Genomic DNA, 20,345 nt, shown 5'->3' on the forward strand with positions numbered 1-20,345 from the left:
CGGGTCAGGCTTCTTAGGCTACAGAGCGGATCAGGCTGCGGTGGTGCGCCGGCGGGGGGGATGACAGCGCCCCGATCAAGCCCTTGATGGACGTCAAGTTATGCACCGGGCGAAATTCGTCAACGTGGGGCAACATCATTTTGATGCCCTGCGCCTTGGCCTCGAAGCCGGAGTAGCGCAGCAGCGGATTGAGCCAGATCAGGCGGCGGCAGGAACGGTGCAATCGGTCCATCTCGAAGGCCAGTTTGGCATCAGCCTCCCGTTCTAGTCCATCGGATATAAGGAGGACGATGGCGCCCTGCCCGAGCACCCGGCGGGCCCAGAGCTGGTTGAAGCTGTGCAGCGAGGTCGCGATCCGCGTCCCGCCGGCCCAGTCCTCGACCGAGGACGAGCAGCTCGCCAGCGCCTCGTCGGGGTCACGGGCCCGTAACGCCCGCGTCACATTGGTCAGGCGGGTGCCGAACAGGAATACCGAGACCCGCTTGCGGGCGTCGGTGATGGCGTGCAGGAAGTGCAGGAACAGGCGGGTGTACTCGCTCATCGAGCCGGAGATATCGAGCAGCGCCACGATCGGCGCCGGCTTCTCGATCCGGCCGAGCTTTCGGATGTCGATGATCTCGCCGCCGGTGCGCAGCGAGTTGCGCACGGTGCGGCGCATGTCGAGCCGCAGGCCCCGCGCGTCCGGCTGGTAGCGGCGGGTCACGAGCTCGGCCTGCGGCAGCCGCATCTTGGCGATCTCGCGCGTCACCTCGGCGATCTCCGCCGCGGTCATCTGCGCAAAATCCTTCTTCTGCAGGATCTCCTTGTCGGAGACCGAGAGCTTCAGTTCCTGCTCCTGGGCCTGCGGCCGCTCCTCGCTCCGCGCCGGCTGCGCCATCGCCTCCTGGACGCGGCGCGAGGCCGGCGGCGGCTTCTTCCTGGCGTGGTCCGGCAGCGGCACCGAATCCAGCATGCTCTTCCACTCCTCGGCGGCGCGGAAGAACAGCATAAAGGCCTGGCGGAAGATCAGCGCGTGCTCGTGGCGCTTGACGAAGATCGCTTCCAGCGTGGCGTAGAAATCGGAGCGATGGCCGACCTCGATCAGCTGCAGCGCGTCGAGCGCATCGATCACCGAGCCCGGCCCGACGGGAAGCCCGGCCGCCCGCAGCGCGCGGGCAAAGCCGATCACGTTGTCGGCCATGTGGCCGGTCGGAGGCGCGAGGTGGTTGATCGCCATTGTTGTTTGGCCTCGTCATTCCGGACCGCACGAAGTGCGGATCCGGAATCTGGAGATTGCGGCGCGAGATTCCGGGTTCACGCTTCGCGTGCCCCGGAATGACGGCTAGTCGCTCGTCGCTTCCTTCAATGTCTTCTGCAACGCATCGCCCTGCATGCGCGCGATGTCGTCCTGATACTTCAAGAGCGCGCCCAGCGTGTCGCCGACGACCTGCGGGGTCAGAGAGCGGGCGTCGAGCTCGGACAGCGCGGTGGCCCAGTCGATGGTCTCGGCGACGCCCGGCGACTTGTAGAAATCCTGGTTGCGCAGCGCCTGCACGAAGCGGACGACCTGCTGCGACAGCTTTGCGGAGATGTTCGGCACCCGCGACTTGACGATCGCGAGCTCGCGCTCGGCTGTGGGATAATCCACCCAGTGATAGAGACAGCGCCGCTTCAGCGCGTCGTGGATTTCGCGGGTGCGGTTCGAGGTGATGATCACGATCGGCGGCGCCGGCGCCTTCACGGTGCCGAGCTCGGGGATCGTGACCTGGAAGTCGCTGAGGATTTCCAGCAGATACGCCTCGAACGCCTCGTCGGCGCGGTCGAGCTCGTCGATCAGCAGCACCGGAGCACCCGCGACATCGGGCTCGAGCGCCTGCAGCAGCGGCCGCTTGATCAGGAATCGCTCGGCGAAGATGTCGCTGGCGAGCTGGTCGCGATCGGTATCGCCGGAAGCCTCCGCAAGGCGGATCGCGATCATCTGCGCCGCACTGCTCCACTCATAGACCGCGGAGGCGACGTCGAGGCCTTCATAGCATTGCAGGCGGATCAGCTTGCGCCCGAGCGCCGCCGACAGCACCTTTGCGATCTCGGTCTTGCCGACACCGGCTTCGCCTTCGAGGAACAGCGGCCGGCCCATGCGCAGCGCGAGATAGGTCACGGTCGCGAGCGACCGCTCGGCGAGATAGCCGCGCGAGGTCAGGAGATCCTCGAGCGCATCGACGGAAGTGGGTAACGCCGATGCACTCATGGAACAGCCAGTCTTCGAACAGAGGTCAGCAAAGTCACGCCTTGGTACTTAGTCCTTGGCGTTCGCGGCTTCCACCGCCCGGCGCGTCAAAACGCCGATCAAATGCGCGCGGTATTCCGCACTGCCGTGCAGGTCGCTGTTCAGCCCGTCGGCCGAAACCGCGATGCCGTCGAGCACCTTGTGCGAGAAGCGCTTCTTCAGCGCGTCCTCGAACGCAGTGACGCGGAAGACGCCGTCGGAGCCCGCACCGGTGACCGCGACGCGCACGTCGGACGGACGCTTGGCCACGAACACCCCGACCAACGCATAACGCGAGGCCTGGTTGCGGAACTTGACGTAGGCCGCCTTCTTCGGCACCGGGAACATCACCTTGGTGATGATCTCGTCGGCCTCCAGCGCGGTCGAGAACAGGCCCTGGAAATACTCCTCGGCCTTGAGGCGGCGCTTGTTGGTGACGATGGTCGCGCCCAGCGCCAGCACCGCGGCCGGATAGTCGGCGGTCGGGTCGTTGTTGGCGAGCGAGCCGCCGATGGTGCCGCGGTGGCGCACGGCGGGATCGCCGATCAGGCCGGCAAGCTCGGCCAGCGCCGGGATCGCCTCGCCCACGACCGCGGAGTTCGCGACTTCGGCGTGCTTGGCGGTGGCGCCGATGACCAGCGAGCGGCCCTTCATCTCGATCGTGTCGAGACCTTCGATGTGGGAGAGATCGACCAGATGCGGCGGGCTGGCGAGCCGCTGCTTCATGACCGGCACCAGCGTGTGGCCGCCGGCGATCAGCTTGGCGTCCTCGTTCTTCACCAGCAGGTTGGCGGCCTGCCGCACGGTGCCGGGACGGTGATATTTGAATTCGTACATTGGAATGTCCTGATCGCGCTCGCGATGAATTGCTGACTAGGCGAGGTCCGACTTCGCCATCGCCTTGGCACCGGCGGCGATCGAAGCAACGATGTTCTGGTAGCCGGTGCAGCGGCACAGATTGCCTTCCAGCTCCTCGCGGATCACCTCGTCGGAGAGCTCGTGGCCCTTGCGATGGACCAGGTCGACCGCGGTCATGATCATGCCCGGCGTGCAGAAGCCGCACTGCAGGCCGTGATGCTCGCGGAAGGCCTCCTGCATTGGATGCAGCGGCGCACCGTCGGCTGCAAGCCCCTCGATGGTCTTGACCTCGTGACCGTCGGCCATCACCGCAAGCGTCGTGCAGGACTTCACCGCCCTGCCGTCCAGATGCACGACGCAGGCGCCGCACTGCGAGGTGTCGCAGCCGACATGGGTGCCTGTCAGCCGCAGGTTTTCGCGCAGAAACTGGACCAGAAGGGTACGGGGGTCGACGTTCGCGTTCACGGGGTTGCCGTTCACGATCATTGAAATCTTGGCCATCAGCACTCTCTTATCTGCGCCACCGCATATCGGCGAAGCAGGCGGTTTTAAATCATTCCAGACGGCATAATATGGGCGCGCCCCGCGATGGGCAACCTTTCGAGCCACCCCTCCAGGACATGGCCGGACCTGAATAATCCAGCCGAAAGGCGGGGCTAACCCTGCACCGCCTTGGCGAAATTTGCAAAGAATTCATCGGCCAGCTTCTTGGCGGCGCCGTTGATCAGGCGCTGGCCGAGCTGGGCGAGCTTGCCGCCGATCTGCGCCTCCACATTGTAGCTCAGAAGCGTACCGCCATCCTTGTCTGCAAGGCCCACGGTGGCGCCGCCCTTGGCAAAGCCGGCGACCCCGCCCTCGCCTTCGCCTGAGATCTTGTAGCCGTTCGGCGGGTCGAGATCGCTCAAGGTGACCTTGCCCTTGAAGCGGGCGGAGACCGGGCCGACCTTCATCTTGGCGGTGGCGCGGAAGCCGCCCTCGTCGGTCTTCTCCAGCTCTTCGCAGCCGGGAATGCAGGCCTTCAACACTTCGGGATCGTTGAGCTTGTCCCACACAGCCTGGCGCGGCGCTGCAAGCTGGACTTCGCCGGTCATTGTCATGGCCATGGGGGATCTCCTCGATCGCTAGAACCTTTTCCCCCAAGTAAAGCAGCCGGGGCGCAAAGGAAAGGGCACCTTCGGAGGATGAGCGATGCATATTCGCAACCGCAGCAAGCCAAGCCGATCGTTCACGAAATCGCGCAATCCCCGGTGTTGAAAATGCAGGCAGCTCCGGGGCATTGGCAGCGACGCGCGACAGTGGTTAGGTCGCCGGCCATGAGCACAGCCCTCTCTCCCCTGCTTGCGCCGATGTTGTCGAGCGCCGCGATGCGCGCGGTGTGCAACGACGCCGCTACGCTGCAGAACATGCTGGATTTCGAGGCCGCGCTGGCCCGCGCCGAGGTGGCCTGCGGGGTGATTCCCGCAGCTGGCGCAGGACCAATCGGCGCCGCCTGCAAGGCCGAATCATTCGACCTGGCCGCGCTGGCCGACGCCGCGACGCGGTCCGGCAATCTGGCGATCCCGCTGGTGAAGGCCCTGACCGCCAATGTCGCCAAGGCGGACGCCGAGGCGGCGCGCTACGTGCATTGGGGTGCGACCAGCCAGGACGTCATCGACACCGCGACCATGCTGTCGTTGCGTGCGGGGATCGACGCGCTGCTGGCCGACCTCGACCGCGCCGTCGCCGGCTTCGCCGGGCTTGCCCGCGCCCATCGCAACACCGCCGTGGTGGCGCGGACCTGGCTGCAGCATGCGCTGCCGATGCCGTTCGGGCTGAAACTCGCCGAATATGCCGCGGCGCTGCATCGCTCCCGCAAGCGCTTGCTGCGCCTGCGCCGCGAGACGCTGGCGCTGCAATTCGGCGGCGCCGCCGGGACGCTCGCCGCGCTCGGCGATAACGGGCCGGCGGTCGCCGCCGCCCTTGCGCGAGAGCTCGATCTGCCGCTGCCGGATGCGCCCTGGCATACCCATCGCGACCGCATCGCCGAGGCCGCGTCGGTGTTCGCCATCCTCGCCGGCAGCTGCGGCAAGATCGCGCGCGACGTGTCGCTGATGATGCAGACCGATGTCGGCGAGGCCTTCGAGCCGGCCGGCGCCGGCCGCGGCGGCTCCTCCACCATGCCGCACAAGCGCAATCCGGTCGCCGCCGCGAGCACGCTGGGGGCTGCGACCATGGCGCCGAATCTCGCCGCGACGATCTTCGCCGCGCAGGTGCAGGATCATGAGCGCAGCGCCGGTCCGTGGCATGCGGAATGGCCGACCTTGCCGGGCCTGATGCTGGTAACCTCGGGCGCGCTTGCTGCCATCGTCGATCTCGCCGAAGGGCTCGAGGTCGATGCGGCGCGGATGCGCGTCAATCTCGATGCGACTCAAGGGTTGATCATGGCGGAAGCCGTCACCTTTGCGCTCGCCGACAAGATCGGAAAGAGCGACGCCCATCATCTGATCGAGGCCGCCAGCAAGCGCGCGGTCGCGGAGAAGAAGCACCTGCGCGAGGTGCTGTCGGCGGACGCCAAGGTCACCGCGCATCTCGACGCGAAACGAATCGCGGAGCTGTTCGAGCCGATGGCCTATCAGGGCGCCTCGCAAGCGCTGATCGACCGCCTGCTGGCTTCACTGGATGAAAAATAGCGACGATGTCATTGCCGGGCAACAGCGCGAAGCGCATGTTCGCGCAGATGACCCGGCAAGCGCATGACGAGAGGGACAAGACGATGCCGATGATCAACGCCGACGGGTGCCTGCTCAACGTCCAGGTGGACGGCCGCGACGGCGGGCCGACCTTGATGCTGTCGAACTCGCTCGGCTGCACCTTGCAGATGTGGGAGCCGCAGATGCGGGCACTAACGCAGCTGTTCCGCGTCATCCGCTACGACCGCCGCGGTCACGGCAAATCCGGCGTGCCGGCGGGCCCCTACTCCATGGAGCGCTTCGGCCGCGACGTGCTGGCGATCCTCGACGACCTCAACATCGAGAAGGTGCACTGGTGCGGCCTGTCGATGGGCGGCATGGTCGGACAGTGGCTGGGAGCGAATGCCCCGGAAAGATTCGGCAAGATCATCCTCGCCAACACCGCCTGCTACTATCCCGATCCGACCAACTGGCTGAACCGCATCAAGGCGGTGAAGGAAGGCGGCATCGCCGCCGTCGCCGACGCCGTGATCGCCGGCTGGCTGACCGCCGATTTCCGCGAGCGCGAGCCGGAAACCGCGGCGCGCATGAAGGCGATGCTGATTGCCTCGCCGGTCGAAGGCTATCTCGCCTGCTGCGAGGCGCTATCGACACTCGACCAACGCGCCCTGCTGCCGAAGATCAAGAGCCCGACCCTGGTGATCGCGGGAAAGCAGGACATGGCAACGCCGGTGTCGGCAGGCGAAATGATCCGCAGCGGCATTCCCGGCGCCAGCATGACGCTGCTCGATGCCGCGCACATTTCCAACGTCGAGCAGTCGCACGCCTTCACCGAGGCCGTGGTCGGCTTCCTGACGCAACGGTAACGGTCATCGTCATTCCGGGGCGATGCGAAGCATCGAACCCGGAATCTCGATCCGCATCCATAACTTCGAGATTCCGGGTTCGGTCCTGCGGACCGCCCCGGAATGACGTAACCGGGAAAGATGCTCTATGGGCGACAATCAGCACGTAGCCCGGATGCAGCGAAGCGAAATCCGGGACAAGTCTTTCGGCCAACGCTGAAGCCCCGGATTGCGCTGCGCTCCATCCGGGCTACGATTTCATGAGGAGACATCCATGGACGACAATCAGCGCCGCGACGACGGCATGACGCAGCGCCGCAAGGTGCTCGGCAATGAATGGGTCGACAAGTCGATCAAGAACCGCAACGCGTTCAACACCGACTTCCAGGACCTGATCACGCGCTATGCGTGGGGCGACATCTGGACCCGGCCGCATTTCGATCACCGCACCCGGCGTGTGCTTGTGATCGGCACCATGGTCGCGCTCGGCCAGTGGGACGAATTCCGCCTGCATGTGCGCGCCGCGCTCGCCGAGGGCGGCTTCACGCCCGAGGACATCAAGGAGATCCTGCTGCAGCAGGCGATCTATTGCGGCGTGCCAGCGGCCAACCACGCCGTCAAGGAAGCCGGCGCGATCATTGCCGAGCTAGGGCTGCTGAAGGGATAGCTCGCTCGCAGGCGCGCCCGCCTCGGCGACGGGCGGCTCGACGGCCCGTTTCGGCGCAGTCTCGAACAACATCACGATCGCGGTCCCGAGCAGCATCAGGAGCTCGGCCGCATGCATGCGCAACGCTTCGACCTCGCCGACCTTGGAGGCCATCATCATGCTGGCGAAGCTCAGCACGCTGCCGAGGCAGAGCGCCACCGCCAGCGCCTCGTCGGCGCCGCTGCTGCTCTTGCGCAGCGGTGAGAAGGCGGCCATCGCGAGGAAGACTGCGAAGAACGCCACCACGGTGATCCGCGCCAGCGCGAGCAGCCATGCGAGGCGCACCGTCGCCATCTTGCCGAGGTGCAGATAGTCGCTGGCATAGAACGCGATCGACACGCTCGGCCGCTCATAGAGGCCGTGGATCGGCGACACCATGATGCTGAAGGCGATGATGGTCCAGACCGGAATGAAATAGGCCGCAAGCAGCGCGCCGTTGAAGGAGCTGATCCGCCAGTTGTTCGACATTGCCGCTTCCCGTGCATCCCGCGCCTTTCAGACCGGCGACGGTTCAGCTTGCGAGCTAACGCCGATCAATTGCCGGCAGCAATTTAAACCCTTTGTTAAGGTTAAGCGCGATGCCATGGTTCCGGATCGATGCGATCGGGGCCGGCCGGGATCTGCGCAAGATCGGCATCGGCCGGGGATAAAGGGGGTAAAATGACCGAAAGAACACGCGTTTTCGTCGCAACGCCCTGCTTCGGCGGCGATCTGAAGATGGCCTATGTGTTGTCCTCCCTGAAGCTTCAGGCTGCGGCCACTGCCCGAGGCATCGACATCCAGTTCCATCTGATCGGAAACGAATCGCTGATCGTGCGCGCCCGGAACGAACTGGCTCACCAATTCCTTGCATCCGGCCATCTCCTGTTTATCGATGCCGATATCGGGTTCGAACCCGAGTCCGTCTTCCGGCTGCTGGATTGCGGTGCCGACGTTTCCGCCGCGGCCTATCCGCTCAAGCACATCGATTGGGCAAAGGTGCAGCGGGCTGCGGACGCCAAGCGCAAGAACCTCGCGTCATCCTCGCTGGACTATGTCGTCACATGGGAGGGCGACCAGATCACATCTCGCGGCGACGGCTTCGCCAAGGTCCGATATGCCGGAACCGGCTTTCTCATGATGAAGCGATCCGCCCTCGTCAGGCTGTGCGACGCCCATCCCGAACTCAAATATCGGGCGAACCACAAGAGCAACGACTTGGACACCGGCGACCTGGTTCGCGCCGACCTCGACCGCGTCTCGCTGTTCGAATGCATGATCGACAAGACAACCGGCGAGTATCTGTCCGAAGATTACGCGTTCTGCCGGCGCTGGATCGATCTCGGCGGCGAAATCTGGCTCGACCTTCGAAGCGAGCTCACGCATTTCGGTTCGTACGCCTTCCGCGGCCGCTTCGCCGACCAGTTGGCCTGAACAAGACAGCCCAAGCGAAAAGGGTCCAGCCTGAACAAGGGAGGCCTCGCCTTTCGGCGAGGCCTCCCTGCTAGTTCGGCTCAATTGTCCGAATTAGCGCTCCGGATTGGGCTTCTGGCCCTGCCGGCCCTGATCCTGCTGTTGCTGGCCGGGCTTCTGGCCGCCGCCCTGCTGCTGCTGGCCGGGCTTCTGATTGGGGTTCTGGTTCGGCTGTCCCGGATTCTGATTTGGGTTGCTCATTCAGCTACTCCCTTTGCTTTCATCAAGCTGGGGACAACGCGCGCGTCGGAAGCGCGGTTGCTCGGGGAACACGGGTTCCGGCGTGATCATTGCAAGGCAAGGCCATGTCGGCCCTGTGACATCGGAACCGCATCCGCCAAACTAGTTATGTACAAGCCCTTTCTGCTGCTGCCACGCTGTTGCCGCGGCCGGGGTTCCACTGTTAGAAAACGACACGACGCGACGGATCAGGCTGCCGGGGCCCTCGCCGCGTCACCCTCGACGTAGCGTTTTCGAGCGAAGTGGGAACCGGTTCGCGTGAAGAAAGCGCGTCCAGATCAACACGAGAGCCTGGTCGGTTCTCAACCGAACAGGCTCTGACGGCAGCGTATGGATTATTTCGCCCAGCAACTGATCAACGGCCTCGTGCTCGGTTCGATCTACGGCCTGATCGCCATCGGCTACACGATGGTCTACGGCATCGTCGGCATGATCAACTTCGCCCATGGCGACATCTTCATGATCGGCGGTTTCACCGCGCTGATCTCGTTCCTGGTGCTGGTGTCGCTCGGCCTCACCGCGATCCCCCTGATCCTCCTGATTGTGCTGCTGGTCTCGATGGCGATCACGGCGCTCTACGGCTGGACCATCGAGCGCATCGCCTACCGGCCGCTGCGGCATTCATTCCGCCTGGCGCCGATGCTCTCGGCGATCGGCATGTCATTCGTGCTGACCAATTTCTCACAGGTGTCGCAGGGCGCGCGGGTGAAGCCGGTGCCGCCGATCATCACCGGCGGCTACACGCTGCATGAAGGCTCGTCGGGCTTCGCCGTGCAGCTCTCCAACATCCAAATCATGGTCGTGCTCGCCACCATCGTCGTGCTGGCGCTGTTCACCTGGCTGGTCTCGCGCACCCGGCTCGGACGCGACATGCGCGCCTGCGAGCAGGACCAGACCATGGCCGCGCTGCTCGGCGTCGACGTCGACCGCACCATCTCGATGACCTTCGTGATTGGCGCCGCGCTCGCCGCCGTCGCAGGCATGATGTATCTCCTGTATTACGGCCTGGTCGATTTCTTCATGGGCTTCGTCGCCGGCATCAAGGCGTTCACCGCCGCCGTGCTCGGCGGCATCGGCTCGCTGCCGGGCGCGATGCTCGGCGGGCTCGCAATCGGCCTGATCGAGACGTTCTGGTCGGCCTATTTCTCGGTTGAGTACAAGGACGTCGCCGCGTTCTCGATCCTGATCGTGGTGCTGATCTTCATGCCGACCGGCCTGCTCGGCCGTCCCGAAGTCGAAAAAGTCTGACAGGCACTTCGTGAGCGCGACCTCAGCCCGCCCCTCGCACGCCGCGCAGCCCTCGGGCAGCGCCTTCATTCTCAAGAAGGCCCTGATCAGCGCCCTTGTCGCGCTGGTGCTGTTCTCGCTGATGATCGGCATTCGCACCGAGGCCGGGCCGCAGGGCGGCTTGATCTACTGGACGCGGTTCGGCGACCTCGCAGCCCTTGTCGCTACCGCGTTCGGCGGCAGCATCGTCGTCGAGTTGCTGCGGCAATGGTGGGGACCGGTCGACAAGGACCGCATCGTGCCGAAGCCGGTGCAATCGGCGATGTCGTTCGCCGGCCGCTGGCTGGCGCCGGCGCTCCTGGTGTTCACCTTCCTCGTGCCTGTCATCTTCTACAACCAGCGCTACATTCTCGACCTGTCGATCCTGGTCCTGACCTATGTGATGCTGGGATGGGGATTGAACGTCGTGGTCGGCCTCGCCGGCCTGCTCGACCTCGGCTATGTCGCGTTTTACGCGGTCGGCGCCTATTCTTATGCGTTGCTTGCGACCAATTTCGGATTGTCGTTCTGGGTCTGCCTGCCGCTTGCCGGCATCCTGGCGGCGTTCTGGGGCGTGCTGCTCGGCTTCCCGGTGCTGCGGCTGCGCGGCGACTATCTTGCGATCGTGACGCTCGCCTTCGGCGAGATCATCCGCCTCGTCATCATCAACTGGCAGAGCCTGACCGGCGGCCCCAACGGCGTCTCGGGAATTCCCCGCCCGACCATGTTCGGCATTCCGCTGACGGCGGGTGACGACGGGCTCGCCGCCAAGCTCGGCATCGAATTCTCGCCGACCCACCGCCTCGTCTTCCTGTTCTATCTGATCCTGGCGATGGCGCTGATCACCAACTGGGTGACGATCCGGCTACGGCGGCTGCCGATCGGCCGCGCCTGGGAAGCGTTGCGCGAGGACGAGGTCGCCTGCCGCGCGCTCGGCATCAACACCACGACCACCAAGCTGACGGCGTTCGCGACCGGCGCGATGTTCGGCGGCCTCGCCGGCGCGTTCTTCGCCACCCGGCAGGGCTTCATCAGCCCGGAATCCTTCACCTTCCAGGAATCGGCGCTGGTGCTGGCGATTGTGGTGCTCGGCGGCATGGGCTCGCAGCTTGGCGTGGCGCTCGCCGCGCTGACCATGATCGGCGGCTTCGAGCTGTTCCGCGGCCTCGATCAATACCGCATGCTGGTGTTCGGCATGGCGATGGTGCTGCTGATGATCTGGCGGCCGCGCGGGCTGATCGGCCATCGCGCGCCGACCGTGTTCCTGGAACGCAACCAGGCGATCTCGTCCGACCTCGTCAAGGAGGGCCACGGATGAGCGGCGACCCCATCCTCACCGTCGACCGCCTGATGATGCGCTTCGGCGGCATCGTCGCGGTCAACGAGCTGTCCTTTGCGGCCGAGCGGCGCAAGATCACCGCGCTGATCGGGCCGAACGGCGCCGGCAAGACCACCGTGTTCAACTGCATCACCGGGTTCTACCGGCCGAGCGGGGGCGTGATCCGCCTCGCCCATGACGACGGCCGCACCATCCAGCTCGAGCGGCTGAACGATTTCCGCATCTCCAAGCAGGCCAAGGTGGCGCGCACCTTCCAGAACATCCGGCTGTTTCCCGGCATGACGGCGCTGGAAAATCTGATGGTCGCCCAGCACAACGCGCTGATGCGCGCCTCGGGCCTGACCCTGCTCGGGCTGCTCGGCCTGCCGTCCTGGCGCGAGGCCGAGCAGCGCGCCATCGATCTGGCGCGGACCTGGCTCGCGCGCGTCGGCCTGCTCGACCGCGCCGACGATGCCGCGGGCAACCTGCCCTATGGCGACCAGCGCAGGCTCGAGATCGCGCGCGCGATGTGCACTGAACCGGTGCTGCTCTGTCTCGACGAGCCGGCGGCCGGTCTGAACGCGCGCGAGAGCGGCGGGCTCAACGAGCTGCTGCTGTCGATCCGCAACGAACAGGGCACCTCGATCCTCCTGATCGAGCACGACATGTCGGTCGTGATGGAGATCTCCGATCACGTCGTGGTCATGGATTACGGCGTCAAGATCGCCGAAGGCACGCCGCAGACAGTGCGCGACGACCCCAAGGTGATCGCCGCCTATCTCGGCGCCGACGAGGAAGAGGCGATCGCCGTGATGGAGAGCGGCACGTGACGAGCGCAGCCAGCAAGCCCCCCACCTCCCCCTGCAAGGGGGAGGTCGACCGCGAAGCGGGCGGGTGGGGGTCACGCTTTTCCCGCACGAAAGATATGACGGCACGGGCGCGATCTCTCCGCGCAAACATGACCGATGCGGAAGCCTGCCTCTGGCGTGCGTTGCGTCGCGATCAACTCAACGGCTTCTCTTTCCGCAAGCAGCACCCGATCGGCCCGTACACCGTCGACTTCTACTGCTCGCGCCTTGGTCTGGCTGTTGAGGTGGACGGTGGGCAGCATGCCGAGCAGCGGAAGCAGGCCGACGATCGCCGAACCGCATGGCTCGCGGAAAAAGGCGTCACCGTGGTTCGCTACTGGAACAACGACGTGCTGTCGAATTTGGACGGCGTGCTGAGCGACTTGGTCACGCACATGGAGAGATTGGCGCAAGCGGCGACAACCCCCACCCCAACCCTCCCCCTTTCAGGGGGAGGGAGAACCGACACCGCCATGTCGGCCAAGAAGGGGAACGAGTCATGACCCAGCCCCTGCTCGCGGTGCGCGGCGTGCGCGCGGCGTATGGCAAGATCGAGGCGCTGAAGGGCGTCGATATCGAGATCAATCGCGGGGAGATCGTCGCCCTGATCGGCGCCAACGGCGCCGGCAAGTCGACGCTGATGATGACGATTTTCGGCAGGCCGCGCGCTCGCGCCGGCGCCATCGAGTTCGACGGCCGTGACATCACCGGCGTGCCGACCCACGAGATCGCGCGGCTGCGCATCGCACAATCGCCGGAGGGCCGGCGGATCTTTCCGCGCATGAGCGTCGCGGAAAACCTGCAGATGGGCGCCGATGCCACCGAATGCAGCGAGGCCGAACGTGCAGCCGGGCTGGAGCGGGTGTTCGCGCTGTTCCCGCGCCTGAAGGAACGCGTCGCACAACGCGGCGGCACGCTGTCGGGCGGCGAGCAGCAGATGCTGGCGATCGGCCGCGCCCTAATGAGCCGGCCGCGGCTGTTGATGCTGGACGAGCCCTCGCTCGGGCTCGCGCCGCTGATCGCGCGGCAGATCTTCGACGCCATCCGCACGCTGAACCGGCAGGACGGCCTCACCGTGCTGATCGTGGAGCAGAACGCCAACCATGCGCTGAAGCTCGCCCATCGCGGCTATGTCATGGTCAACGGGCTGATCACGCTGGCCGGAACCGGCGCCGAATTGCTGCAGCGCCCGGAAATCCGCGCCGCCTATCTGGAAGGCGGCCGCCGCGGCTAGCTTGACGTTCCGTGCCGCCCCCGCAAGCAAGATGCGGCGGATGCAGCGTCGATTTGCCTGAAAATTGCCGGTGACTTCGCCGCGAAATCAGCTGAGAATGCCCGCGGTTTTGGGGCCCGGCGTGCCGGGCCCTTCCGCAAGAGGCAACGACCACGAGGGACGTCTCATGAAATCACTGAAGCTGATCGGCCTGGCACTTGGCGCTTCGTTCGCATTATCGGCGAGCGCGTTCGCGCAAGACATCACCATCGCCGTCGCGGGCCCGATGACGGGCTCCGAATCCGCTTTCGGCCGGCAGATGAAGAACGGCGCCGAGCAAGCGGTCGCCGACATCAACGCCGCCGGCGGCGTGCTCGGCAAGAAGCTCGCGCTGGAAGCTGACGACGATGCCTGCGATCCGAAGCAGGCGCGCTCGATCGCGGAAAAGATCGGCTCTTCGAAGATCCCGTTCGTGGCCGGCCATTTCTGCTCGTCGTCCTCGATCCCGGCCTCCGAGGCCTATGCCGACGCCAACGTGCTGCAGATCACCCCGGCCTCGACCAACCCGCTGTTCACCGAGCGCAAGCTCTGGAACGTGGCGCGCGTCTGCGGCCGTGACGACCAGCAGGGCCTGGTCGCCGCCGACTACATCATGAAGAACTACAAGGGCAAGAACGTCGCGATCCTGAACGACAAGACCACCTACGGCAAAGGCCTCGCCGACGAGACCAAGAAGGCGCTGAACAAGGCCGGCTTCCAGGAGAAGATGTTCGAGTCCTACAACAAGGGCGACAAGGACTTCAACTCGATCGTCTCGCGCCTGAAGCGCGACAACATCGATCTGGTCTATGTCGGCGGCTACCATCAGGAAGCCGGCCTGATCCTGCGCCAGATGCGCGACCAGGGCCTGCAGACCGTGCTGATGGCCGGCGATGCCATGAACGACAAGGAATTCGCCTCGATCACCGGCCCCGCCGCCGAAGGCACGCTGTTCACCTTCGGCCCCGACCCGCGCAACAAGCCGACCGCGAAGGCGATCGTCGAGAAGTTCAAGGCCAAGAACATCGACCCCGAGGGCTACACGCTCTACACCTACGCCGCGATGCAGGTCTGGACGCAGGCCGTCGCCAAGGCCGGTTCGACCGACGCCAAGAAGGTGATGGACACCATCAAGGCCGGCGAGTGGGACACCGTGCTCGGCAAGATGGCCTTCGACGCCAAGGGCGACATCAAGGCGATCGATTACGTCGTCTACAAGTGGGACGCCAAGGGCAACTACACCGAGATCAATCCGAAGGGCTCCTGAGCCTCTCTCGCGTCTGATCCAATCAGAGATACGAGAACGCCCCGATCCGCCGGGGCGTTTTTCTGTTTGCCGGATGCCTGCAAGTCTTACCGCACGTCTCCGCCCGCCCGTGCCCGACGGTTGATGCATCCGTCGCGGCTGCTATACCGGATCGATCGGACAGCAGGCGGATGGACCCATCGTGAAAAACCTTCTCACCGATATTGCCGGCGTTGCCGTCGGCCATGCCGACGATCCCACAGTCGCCTCCGGCGTCACCGCCATCCTGTTCGAGCGGCCGGCGGTCGCCTCGATCGATGTCCGCGGCGGGGGTCCGGGCACCCGCGAGGAAGCGCTGCTTTCGCCGCACAACGTCGTCGAGGCAATCGACGCCATCGCGCTGTCCGGCGGCTCGGCGCACGGGCTCGACGCCGCCGGCGGCGTGCAGGCCTGGCTCGCCGAGCGCGGCCGCGGCTTCCGCATCCGCGACGCGGTGATCCCGATCGTGCCGGGCGCGATCTGCTTCGACCTGCTCAACGGCGGCAACAAGGCGTGGGGACGCTTTCCGCCCTATCGCGACCTCGGCTACGCGGCGGCCAATGCCGCCTCCGATGACTTCGAGCTCGGCAGCGTCGGCGCCGGCATGGGCGCGACCACGGCCAACCTGAAGGGCGGCCTCGGCTCGGCGTCCGACATGACCGACGACGGCGTGACGGTCGCGGCGCTCGCGGTGGTCAACGCGGTCGGCAGCGTCACGGTCGGCAGCGGCCCCTGGTTCTGGGCGGCGCCGTTCGAGGTCGGCGGCGAATTCGGCGGGCGCGGCCTGCCGCCCTCGTTCACGCCGGACATGCTGAAGGCGCGGCTGAAGGGCGGCGCCGACGCGCGCGCCGTCGAGAACACCACCCTCGTCGTCGTGGTGACCGATGCGCAGTTGACGAAGCCGCAGGCGCGGCGGCTTGCGATGATCGCGCAGACCGGCATGGCGCGCGCGATCTATCCGGTGCACGCCCCGCTCGACGGCGACGTGGTGTTTGCCGCCGCGACCGGCGCCAGGCCGATCGATCCGCTGTTCGGCCTCACCAGGCTCGGTGCGCTCGCCGCCAACACCGTGGCGCGCGCCATCGCCCGCGGCGTCCATTCAGCGACCGCGCTGCCATTCGCCGGCGCGCTACCGAGCTGGCGGGACAGATTCGGTTAGATCATCGCGCTTCTGGCTCTGCCGTCATTGCGAGCGAAGCGAAGCAATCCATCTGTCCGCACATGTGGACAGATGGATTGCTTCGTCGCTCCAGCGCAAAATTGCTTTGCAATTTTGTCGCCGAGCTCCTCGCAATGACGGAAATTACCAGTCTCGTCTTAAGCGCTGACCGAAATCGCAGCGAAGTCCTGCGCCGAGATCGCCTTCGCCTGGCGCTGGATCAGCTGCTCGACGATATTGTAGGACGAAGCCGCGTTGAGGGTCGCGGAGGATGTGGCCGGCGTCGTCATAGCCACCTTCGAGCCGTCGGCATAGGTCGTCGTCGTGGTGGTCGAGCCGTCACTGTTGGTCACCGACGTCGAGGTCGCGCCGTCCAGCGCCTGCATCAAGGGATCGGAGCTCGATCCGCCTGCGCCGGAGCCATCGGTCGAGCCGCTGGCCATGTGATGGCGATGATGGCCGCCGCCCTTGTGGCCCTGCAAGGCCTGGGACATCTCGTCGAGGCTGACGTTACCGTCGCCATTGCTGTCGAGCTTGGAGAACACGTCGTCGGCCTGCGCCGTGTTGGTGCCGCCGGCGCCGAGCGCGTTCTCGAATTCCGACTGGGTGATCTTGCCGTTGCCGTCGGCATCGATCTGCGAGAACAGGTCCTTGAGCGCATCCGAGCGGCTGGCCGCCGTCGGGCTGTTTGAAACCGCGGTCTGGGACTGGCTTTGCGCGGAAATCAGCGCGCCCATCGTCAGCGGCGAAATCTGCGGAGAGACGCTGCCCGAGCCGGTGCCGGTGCTGCTCCCGGTCGACGTCGATGTACCGGTCGAAGGGGCGAACAGGCCGGTGGTCTTAGCCCCCTGACTGGAGCTGCCGGTCTGGGTCGTCGACTTCGACGACATCAGCGAGCTCAAAAGGTCAATGGCCGACGACGCAGCGCCAAGGGCGAACAGCATGGCAATACTCCAACAGGGCCGCGCCTGGCGGCTCAAACGCTGGTCAGTGGCTGAGCAAAGGGCGTGCCATGGCAAAAACCCAGTAAAACCAGGCGTTCCCGCATCGAAGCGGGTTCCGCGCACCCGGCAAGAGCTGCCGCCGGCGGAAGAATTTTCCGGTCGCAGAGCTCCGTCCGCTCGCATTGCCCGCCACGCGTCCGCATGTTAGGCGGACTCACCCGTCGCCCCCTGAAGTGTTCCGGAACAGCTGACATGACTCAGTCATTCACCCCGCGTCCCCTCGTTATCGCTCCGTCGATCCTGGCGTCGGATTTCTCAAAGCTCGGCGAGGAGGTCCGCGCCGTCGACCAGGCCGGCGCCGACTGGATCCATCTCGACGTGATGGACGGACACTTTGTGCCGAACATTTCCTATGGCCCCGACGTCATCAAGGCGATGCGGCCGCACACCAAAAAGATCTTCGACGCCCATCTGATGATCTCGCCCTGCGATCCCTACCTGGAGGCGTTCGCCAAGGCGGGCTGCGACCATATCACGGTGCATGCCGAGGCCGGCCCGCATTTGCACCGCTCGCTGCAGGCGATCCGCGCGCTCGGCAAGAAGGCCGGCGTCTCGCTCAATCCGGCAACGCCGGCGAGCGCGATCGAATATGTGCTCGACCTGATCGACCTCGTGCTGGTCATGTCAGTCAATCCCGGCTTCGGCGGCCAGGCCTTCATCCGCTCGGCGATCGGCAAGATCAGCGATGTCAGGGCGATGGTCGCGGGCCGCCCGATCGACATCGAGGTCGACGGCGGCGTTGCACCCGACGTCGCGGGCCAGCTCGCGGCCGCCGGCGCCAACGCCTTTGTCGCGGGATCCGCCGTGTTCAAGGGCGGCACGGTCGAGGCTTACAAGACCAACATCGCCGCGATCCGCCATGCGGCGGCCGAGGCACGCGGCGAGGCGATCTGACGATCCGGGGAAACTAGAACACTGCGGGCGGCGTGGCCGCGGCATTCGCCGCTTGCTCCGCCGCCTCATCGCCCTCGCCGTCGTCCGCTTGCGACGCCAGCCGCGACGGCCGCACCACGGTCACCGTGCACGGCGCTTCCCCCGCGACCCTGGCGGACACGCTGCCGAGCAACGCGCGCCGCTGCGAGTTCTGCCGCGCGCCGATGATGATGTGGTCGACCAGGTTGACTGCGGCGAATTCCAGGATCGCGGCGGCGGGATCGATCGCCTCCAGCACATGCACGGTCAGCCGCCTCTCCTCGAGCCCGAACGGCCGCGCCCAGTGCTGCAGCGCCACCAGGCGGTCGACATGCTTGTTCTGGCCCTGCTCGTCATGGGTGCGGTCGATCGCCAGGCGATTGAGCTTCAGCACATTGACGCAGGCGAGCCGCGCCGACGGCGAGGTCGACAGCACCCGCTCGGCGGTGACGCGGATGGTGTCGTTCAGTGCCTCGGCACCCTCGCCGATATCGAGCGCGACGGCCACGATCGGGCTCGAGGCGAGCTGGGCTGCGACATCGGACTTCGGCCGCGGCGGCACCGCGCCGAGATTGAAGCGGCGGCGCCAGACCGTGGTGAGCGGGTCGCGGCTCAGCCGCTGCGCCCGCGCGGTCAGCTTCACCTGATCGGGATGGCCGAGATCGAAGGCAAGCTGCGCCGCGGTCGGATAGCGCGCGGCGGGGTCGATCTCCAGGCAGCGCAGCACGATTTCCTGCAGCCAAGGCGGATAGTCGGGCTTCAGCTCGCGCGGCGGATAGGGATCGCGCCACAGCCGCCGGCGCATGCCGCGCAGGCTTTCGGTCTCGCCGAACGGGCGCACGCCGGTGGTGAAGAAATAGAGCAGCACGCCGAGCGAAAACAGATCGCTGCGCGGATCGTCGCGGACGCCGAGCAAGCGCTCCGGCGCCATGTAGGGCGCGGTGCCGTAAGGCAGGCGAAACTCCTCCTGCAACAGGTCGGGCAGATGCCGGTGATGCGAGAGGCCGAAATCGATCAGCACCGCCTCGCCGCGCTCGCGGAACATGATGCTGCTCGGCTTGATGTCGTGATGGATGACGTTCTGCCGGTGCAGACTGGCGAGCGCGGTGGCGACCTTGCCGCCGATCACCCTCACCTCCTCATACGGCATCGGCAGCTCGCCGAGCCGCTTGTAGAGCGTCTGACCGGGGATGCGCTCCATCACCACATAGGCCTGGCGTTCGAAGTCGCCGGTGCCGAAACAGGCCGGCACGTGCGGCCCCGACAGCCGCGGCAGGATCATCTGCTCCATCTCGAAGCTGACGATCGCGGCCGGATCCTCGCCCTCCGAGGTGAGCGGCACCTTCATCAGCAGCGGCACGGTGATGCCGGGATGGGTGACGCTCCACAACGTCGCCATGCCGCCGCGGTGCACGCGTTCGCCGATGGTGAAGCCATCGATCTCGGCGCCCGCCTGCATCGCCAGCGCCGCCATCGGCGTCACCGGCCCAGCGGCAGGCGGTCGGCGAGCCAATGCGGCAGGCCGTTCGCCTTGATCCGCGCCGCCGCGGTTGCGACGTCGTAGGGCACGCGATGAAAGGTGATCTCGCGGCTTATGGTATCGAACATCGCAAACGACGCCGCGGGATCGCCGTCGCGCGGCTGGCCGACCGAGCCGAGCACCGCAAGCCAGCGCCGCCCCGGCAGCAACTGAACGGCGATGCCCGAAGTCGGAACGAAGCTCGTCATCTTGGCGGTCGAGGACATCGAATAGAGGCCGGGACGATGGATGTGGCCGCAGAACGTGATCTGCAGCTCGGTGGCCATCATGCTGCGCGCGGCGTCGGCGGTGTCGCGCACGTAGCGCCATTTCGTGGGCTCCGAAGCTTCGGAGTGCACGTAGAGCCGATTGTCCTCCTCCCGCGACATCGGAAGCTCGGCAAGGAACGCCTTCTGCTCGCCGCTGAGCCGGCCGCGGGTCCAGTCGATCGCGGCCTGCGCCTCGGCATTCATGCTGTCGCTCGGTACGCCGATCGCATTGTCATGATTGCCGCGCACCGCGACCGCGCCCTTGGCGACGAGGTCCATCACCGTATCGACGGCCCATTCGGGATCGGCACCGTAGCCGACGATATCGCCGAGGCAGATCAGCCGCTCGGCGCCGCGCGCATGCGCAGCGTCGAGGCAGGCGGCGAAGCCCTGCCGGTTGGCGTGAATATCGGCGAACAGTGCAAGCCGCATCGTGATCCGCGTTGCTGATCCCTATCCGATATCAAGCACACGCGGCCCCGGGCTCGCAATCGGGCC

Annotated in this window: 22 protein-coding genes; 12 read left to right on the forward strand and 10 right to left on the reverse strand. The window is 66.0% G+C overall.

Annotation, left to right across the window (positions count from 1 at the left end):
- Positions 1 to 13 precede the first annotated feature (13 nt).
- The 5 genes from ACVMDN_RS21920 to ACVMDN_RS21940 all read right to left on the reverse strand — a co-directional run bounded on the left by ACVMDN_RS21920 (position 14) and on the right by ACVMDN_RS21940 (position 4,206).
- Positions 14 to 1,216 carry a vWA domain-containing protein gene (locus tag ACVMDN_RS21920; RefSeq protein WP_310881182.1) on the reverse strand — a complete coding sequence of 401 codons (1,203 nt, stop codon included), beginning with the start codon at positions 1,214 to 1,216 and terminating at the stop codon, positions 14 to 16.
- A gap of 105 nt (positions 1,217 to 1,321) precedes the next feature.
- Positions 1,322 to 2,227 carry an AAA family ATPase gene (locus ACVMDN_RS21925; RefSeq protein ID WP_057018429.1) on the reverse strand — a complete coding sequence of 302 codons (906 nt, stop codon included), beginning with the start codon at positions 2,225 to 2,227 and terminating at the stop codon, positions 1,322 to 1,324.
- A 48-nt stretch (positions 2,228 to 2,275) separates the two neighbouring features.
- Positions 2,276 to 3,082 (reverse strand): FAD binding domain-containing protein, encoded by an 807-nt coding sequence (locus ACVMDN_RS21930; RefSeq protein WP_050383296.1) that lies wholly within the window; start codon positions 3,080 to 3,082, stop codon positions 2,276 to 2,278.
- A 36-nt stretch (positions 3,083 to 3,118) separates the two neighbouring features.
- A complete protein-coding gene (locus ACVMDN_RS21935; RefSeq protein WP_028336799.1) occupies positions 3,119 to 3,604 on the reverse strand; it encodes a (2Fe-2S)-binding protein in 486 nt (161 codons plus the stop codon).
- A gap of 155 nt (positions 3,605 to 3,759) precedes the next feature.
- Positions 3,760 to 4,206, reverse strand: a complete 447-nt coding sequence (locus ACVMDN_RS21940) for an SRPBCC family protein (protein ID WP_016840413.1) — start codon at positions 4,204 to 4,206, stop codon at positions 3,760 to 3,762.
- A gap of 210 nt (positions 4,207 to 4,416) precedes the next feature.
- On the opposite strand from ACVMDN_RS21940, the gene ACVMDN_RS21945 reads away from it, so the two are divergent.
- The 3 genes from ACVMDN_RS21945 (at position 4,417) to ACVMDN_RS21955 (ending at position 7,284) form a co-directional block, all read left to right on the forward strand.
- A complete protein-coding gene (locus ACVMDN_RS21945) occupies positions 4,417 to 5,772 on the forward strand; it encodes a 3-carboxy-cis,cis-muconate cycloisomerase (protein WP_456834992.1) in 1,356 nt (451 codons plus the stop codon).
- 83 nt (positions 5,773 to 5,855) lie between these two features.
- Positions 5,856 to 6,638, forward strand: coding sequence for a 3-oxoadipate enol-lactonase (gene pcaD / locus ACVMDN_RS21950; RefSeq protein WP_092090128.1), 783 nt, complete (start codon positions 5,856 to 5,858; stop codon positions 6,636 to 6,638).
- 253 nt (positions 6,639 to 6,891) lie between these two features.
- Complete coding sequence (locus tag ACVMDN_RS21955) at positions 6,892 to 7,284, forward strand: carboxymuconolactone decarboxylase family protein (protein ID WP_028339924.1); 393 nt, start codon at positions 6,892 to 6,894, stop codon at positions 7,282 to 7,284.
- On the opposite strand, the gene ACVMDN_RS21960 is transcribed toward ACVMDN_RS21955, so the two are convergent.
- The gene (locus ACVMDN_RS21960) at positions 7,264 to 7,791 is read right to left on the reverse strand and encodes a hypothetical protein (protein WP_076828512.1); all 528 of its coding nucleotides are present in this window, start codon (positions 7,789 to 7,791) and stop codon (positions 7,264 to 7,266) included. The genes ACVMDN_RS21955 and ACVMDN_RS21960 overlap by 21 nt on opposite strands.
- A 192-nt stretch (positions 7,792 to 7,983) precedes the next feature.
- On the opposite strand from ACVMDN_RS21960, the gene ACVMDN_RS21965 reads away from it, so the two are divergent.
- On the forward strand, positions 7,984 to 8,736 hold the full coding sequence (locus tag ACVMDN_RS21965; RefSeq protein ID WP_456834991.1) for a hypothetical protein: 753 nt from the start codon (positions 7,984 to 7,986) through the stop codon (positions 8,734 to 8,736).
- A gap of 93 nt (positions 8,737 to 8,829) precedes the next feature.
- Here the strand turns inward: ACVMDN_RS21965 and ACVMDN_RS21970 are convergent, their stop codons facing one another.
- Positions 8,830 to 8,976: a hypothetical protein gene (locus ACVMDN_RS21970; RefSeq protein ID WP_168858023.1), complete on the reverse strand. Its 147-nt coding sequence runs from the start codon at positions 8,974 to 8,976 to the stop codon at positions 8,830 to 8,832.
- Between the two features lie 369 nt (positions 8,977 to 9,345).
- On the opposite strand from ACVMDN_RS21970, the gene ACVMDN_RS21975 reads away from it, so the two are divergent.
- The 7 genes from ACVMDN_RS21975 to ACVMDN_RS22005 all read left to right on the forward strand — a co-directional run bounded on the left by ACVMDN_RS21975 (position 9,346) and on the right by ACVMDN_RS22005 (position 16,143).
- Positions 9,346 to 10,263, forward strand: coding sequence for an ABC transporter permease subunit (locus ACVMDN_RS21975; protein ID WP_057018423.1), 918 nt, complete (start codon positions 9,346 to 9,348; stop codon positions 10,261 to 10,263).
- A gap of 10 nt (positions 10,264 to 10,273) precedes the next feature.
- A complete protein-coding gene (livM, locus tag ACVMDN_RS21980; protein ID WP_456834990.1) occupies positions 10,274 to 11,599 on the forward strand; it encodes a high-affinity branched-chain amino acid ABC transporter permease LivM in 1,326 nt (441 codons plus the stop codon).
- A complete protein-coding gene (locus ACVMDN_RS21985) occupies positions 11,596 to 12,429 on the forward strand; it encodes an ABC transporter ATP-binding protein (protein WP_141339995.1) in 834 nt (277 codons plus the stop codon). The genes livM and ACVMDN_RS21985 overlap by 4 nt, the downstream gene beginning before the upstream one ends.
- Positions 12,430 to 12,557: 128 nt before the next feature.
- Positions 12,558 to 12,950, forward strand: coding sequence for an endonuclease domain-containing protein (locus ACVMDN_RS21990; RefSeq protein WP_229190542.1), 393 nt, complete (start codon positions 12,558 to 12,560; stop codon positions 12,948 to 12,950).
- On the forward strand, positions 12,947 to 13,681 hold the full coding sequence (locus ACVMDN_RS21995; protein WP_028336790.1) for an ABC transporter ATP-binding protein: 735 nt from the start codon (positions 12,947 to 12,949) through the stop codon (positions 13,679 to 13,681). The genes ACVMDN_RS21990 and ACVMDN_RS21995 overlap by 4 nt, the downstream gene beginning before the upstream one ends.
- 166 nt (positions 13,682 to 13,847) lie before the next feature.
- Entirely contained in the window at positions 13,848 to 14,966 is a 1,119-nt protein-coding gene (locus ACVMDN_RS22000) for a branched-chain amino acid ABC transporter substrate-binding protein (protein WP_028339917.1), read from the forward strand.
- Between the two features lie 181 nt (positions 14,967 to 15,147).
- Positions 15,148 to 16,143 (forward strand): P1 family peptidase, encoded by a 996-nt coding sequence (locus ACVMDN_RS22005; protein WP_057018420.1) that lies wholly within the window; start codon positions 15,148 to 15,150, stop codon positions 16,141 to 16,143.
- 158 nt (positions 16,144 to 16,301) lie between these two features.
- Here the strand turns inward: ACVMDN_RS22005 and ACVMDN_RS22010 are convergent, their stop codons facing one another.
- Positions 16,302 to 17,087: an EF-hand domain-containing protein gene (locus tag ACVMDN_RS22010; RefSeq protein ID WP_456785310.1), complete on the reverse strand. Its 786-nt coding sequence runs from the start codon at positions 17,085 to 17,087 to the stop codon at positions 16,302 to 16,304.
- 252 nt (positions 17,088 to 17,339) lie between these two features.
- Between ACVMDN_RS22010 and rpe the strand changes: the two genes are divergently transcribed.
- Positions 17,340 to 18,041: a ribulose-phosphate 3-epimerase gene (gene rpe, locus ACVMDN_RS22015; protein ID WP_028339914.1), complete on the forward strand. Its 702-nt coding sequence runs from the start codon at positions 17,340 to 17,342 to the stop codon at positions 18,039 to 18,041.
- Between the two features lie 13 nt (positions 18,042 to 18,054).
- On the opposite strand, the gene ACVMDN_RS22020 is transcribed toward rpe, so the two are convergent.
- Complete coding sequence (locus ACVMDN_RS22020; protein WP_456834989.1) at positions 18,055 to 19,533, reverse strand: serine/threonine protein kinase; 1,479 nt, start codon at positions 19,531 to 19,533, stop codon at positions 18,055 to 18,057.
- Positions 19,534 to 19,538: 5 nt separating this feature from the next.
- Positions 19,539 to 20,279, reverse strand: a complete 741-nt coding sequence (locus tag ACVMDN_RS22025) for a metallophosphoesterase family protein (protein ID WP_057018418.1) — start codon at positions 20,277 to 20,279, stop codon at positions 19,539 to 19,541.
- Positions 20,280 to 20,345: the final 66 nt, after the last annotated feature.

It is taken from the genome of Bradyrhizobium sp. USDA 4510 (assembly GCF_054059095.1).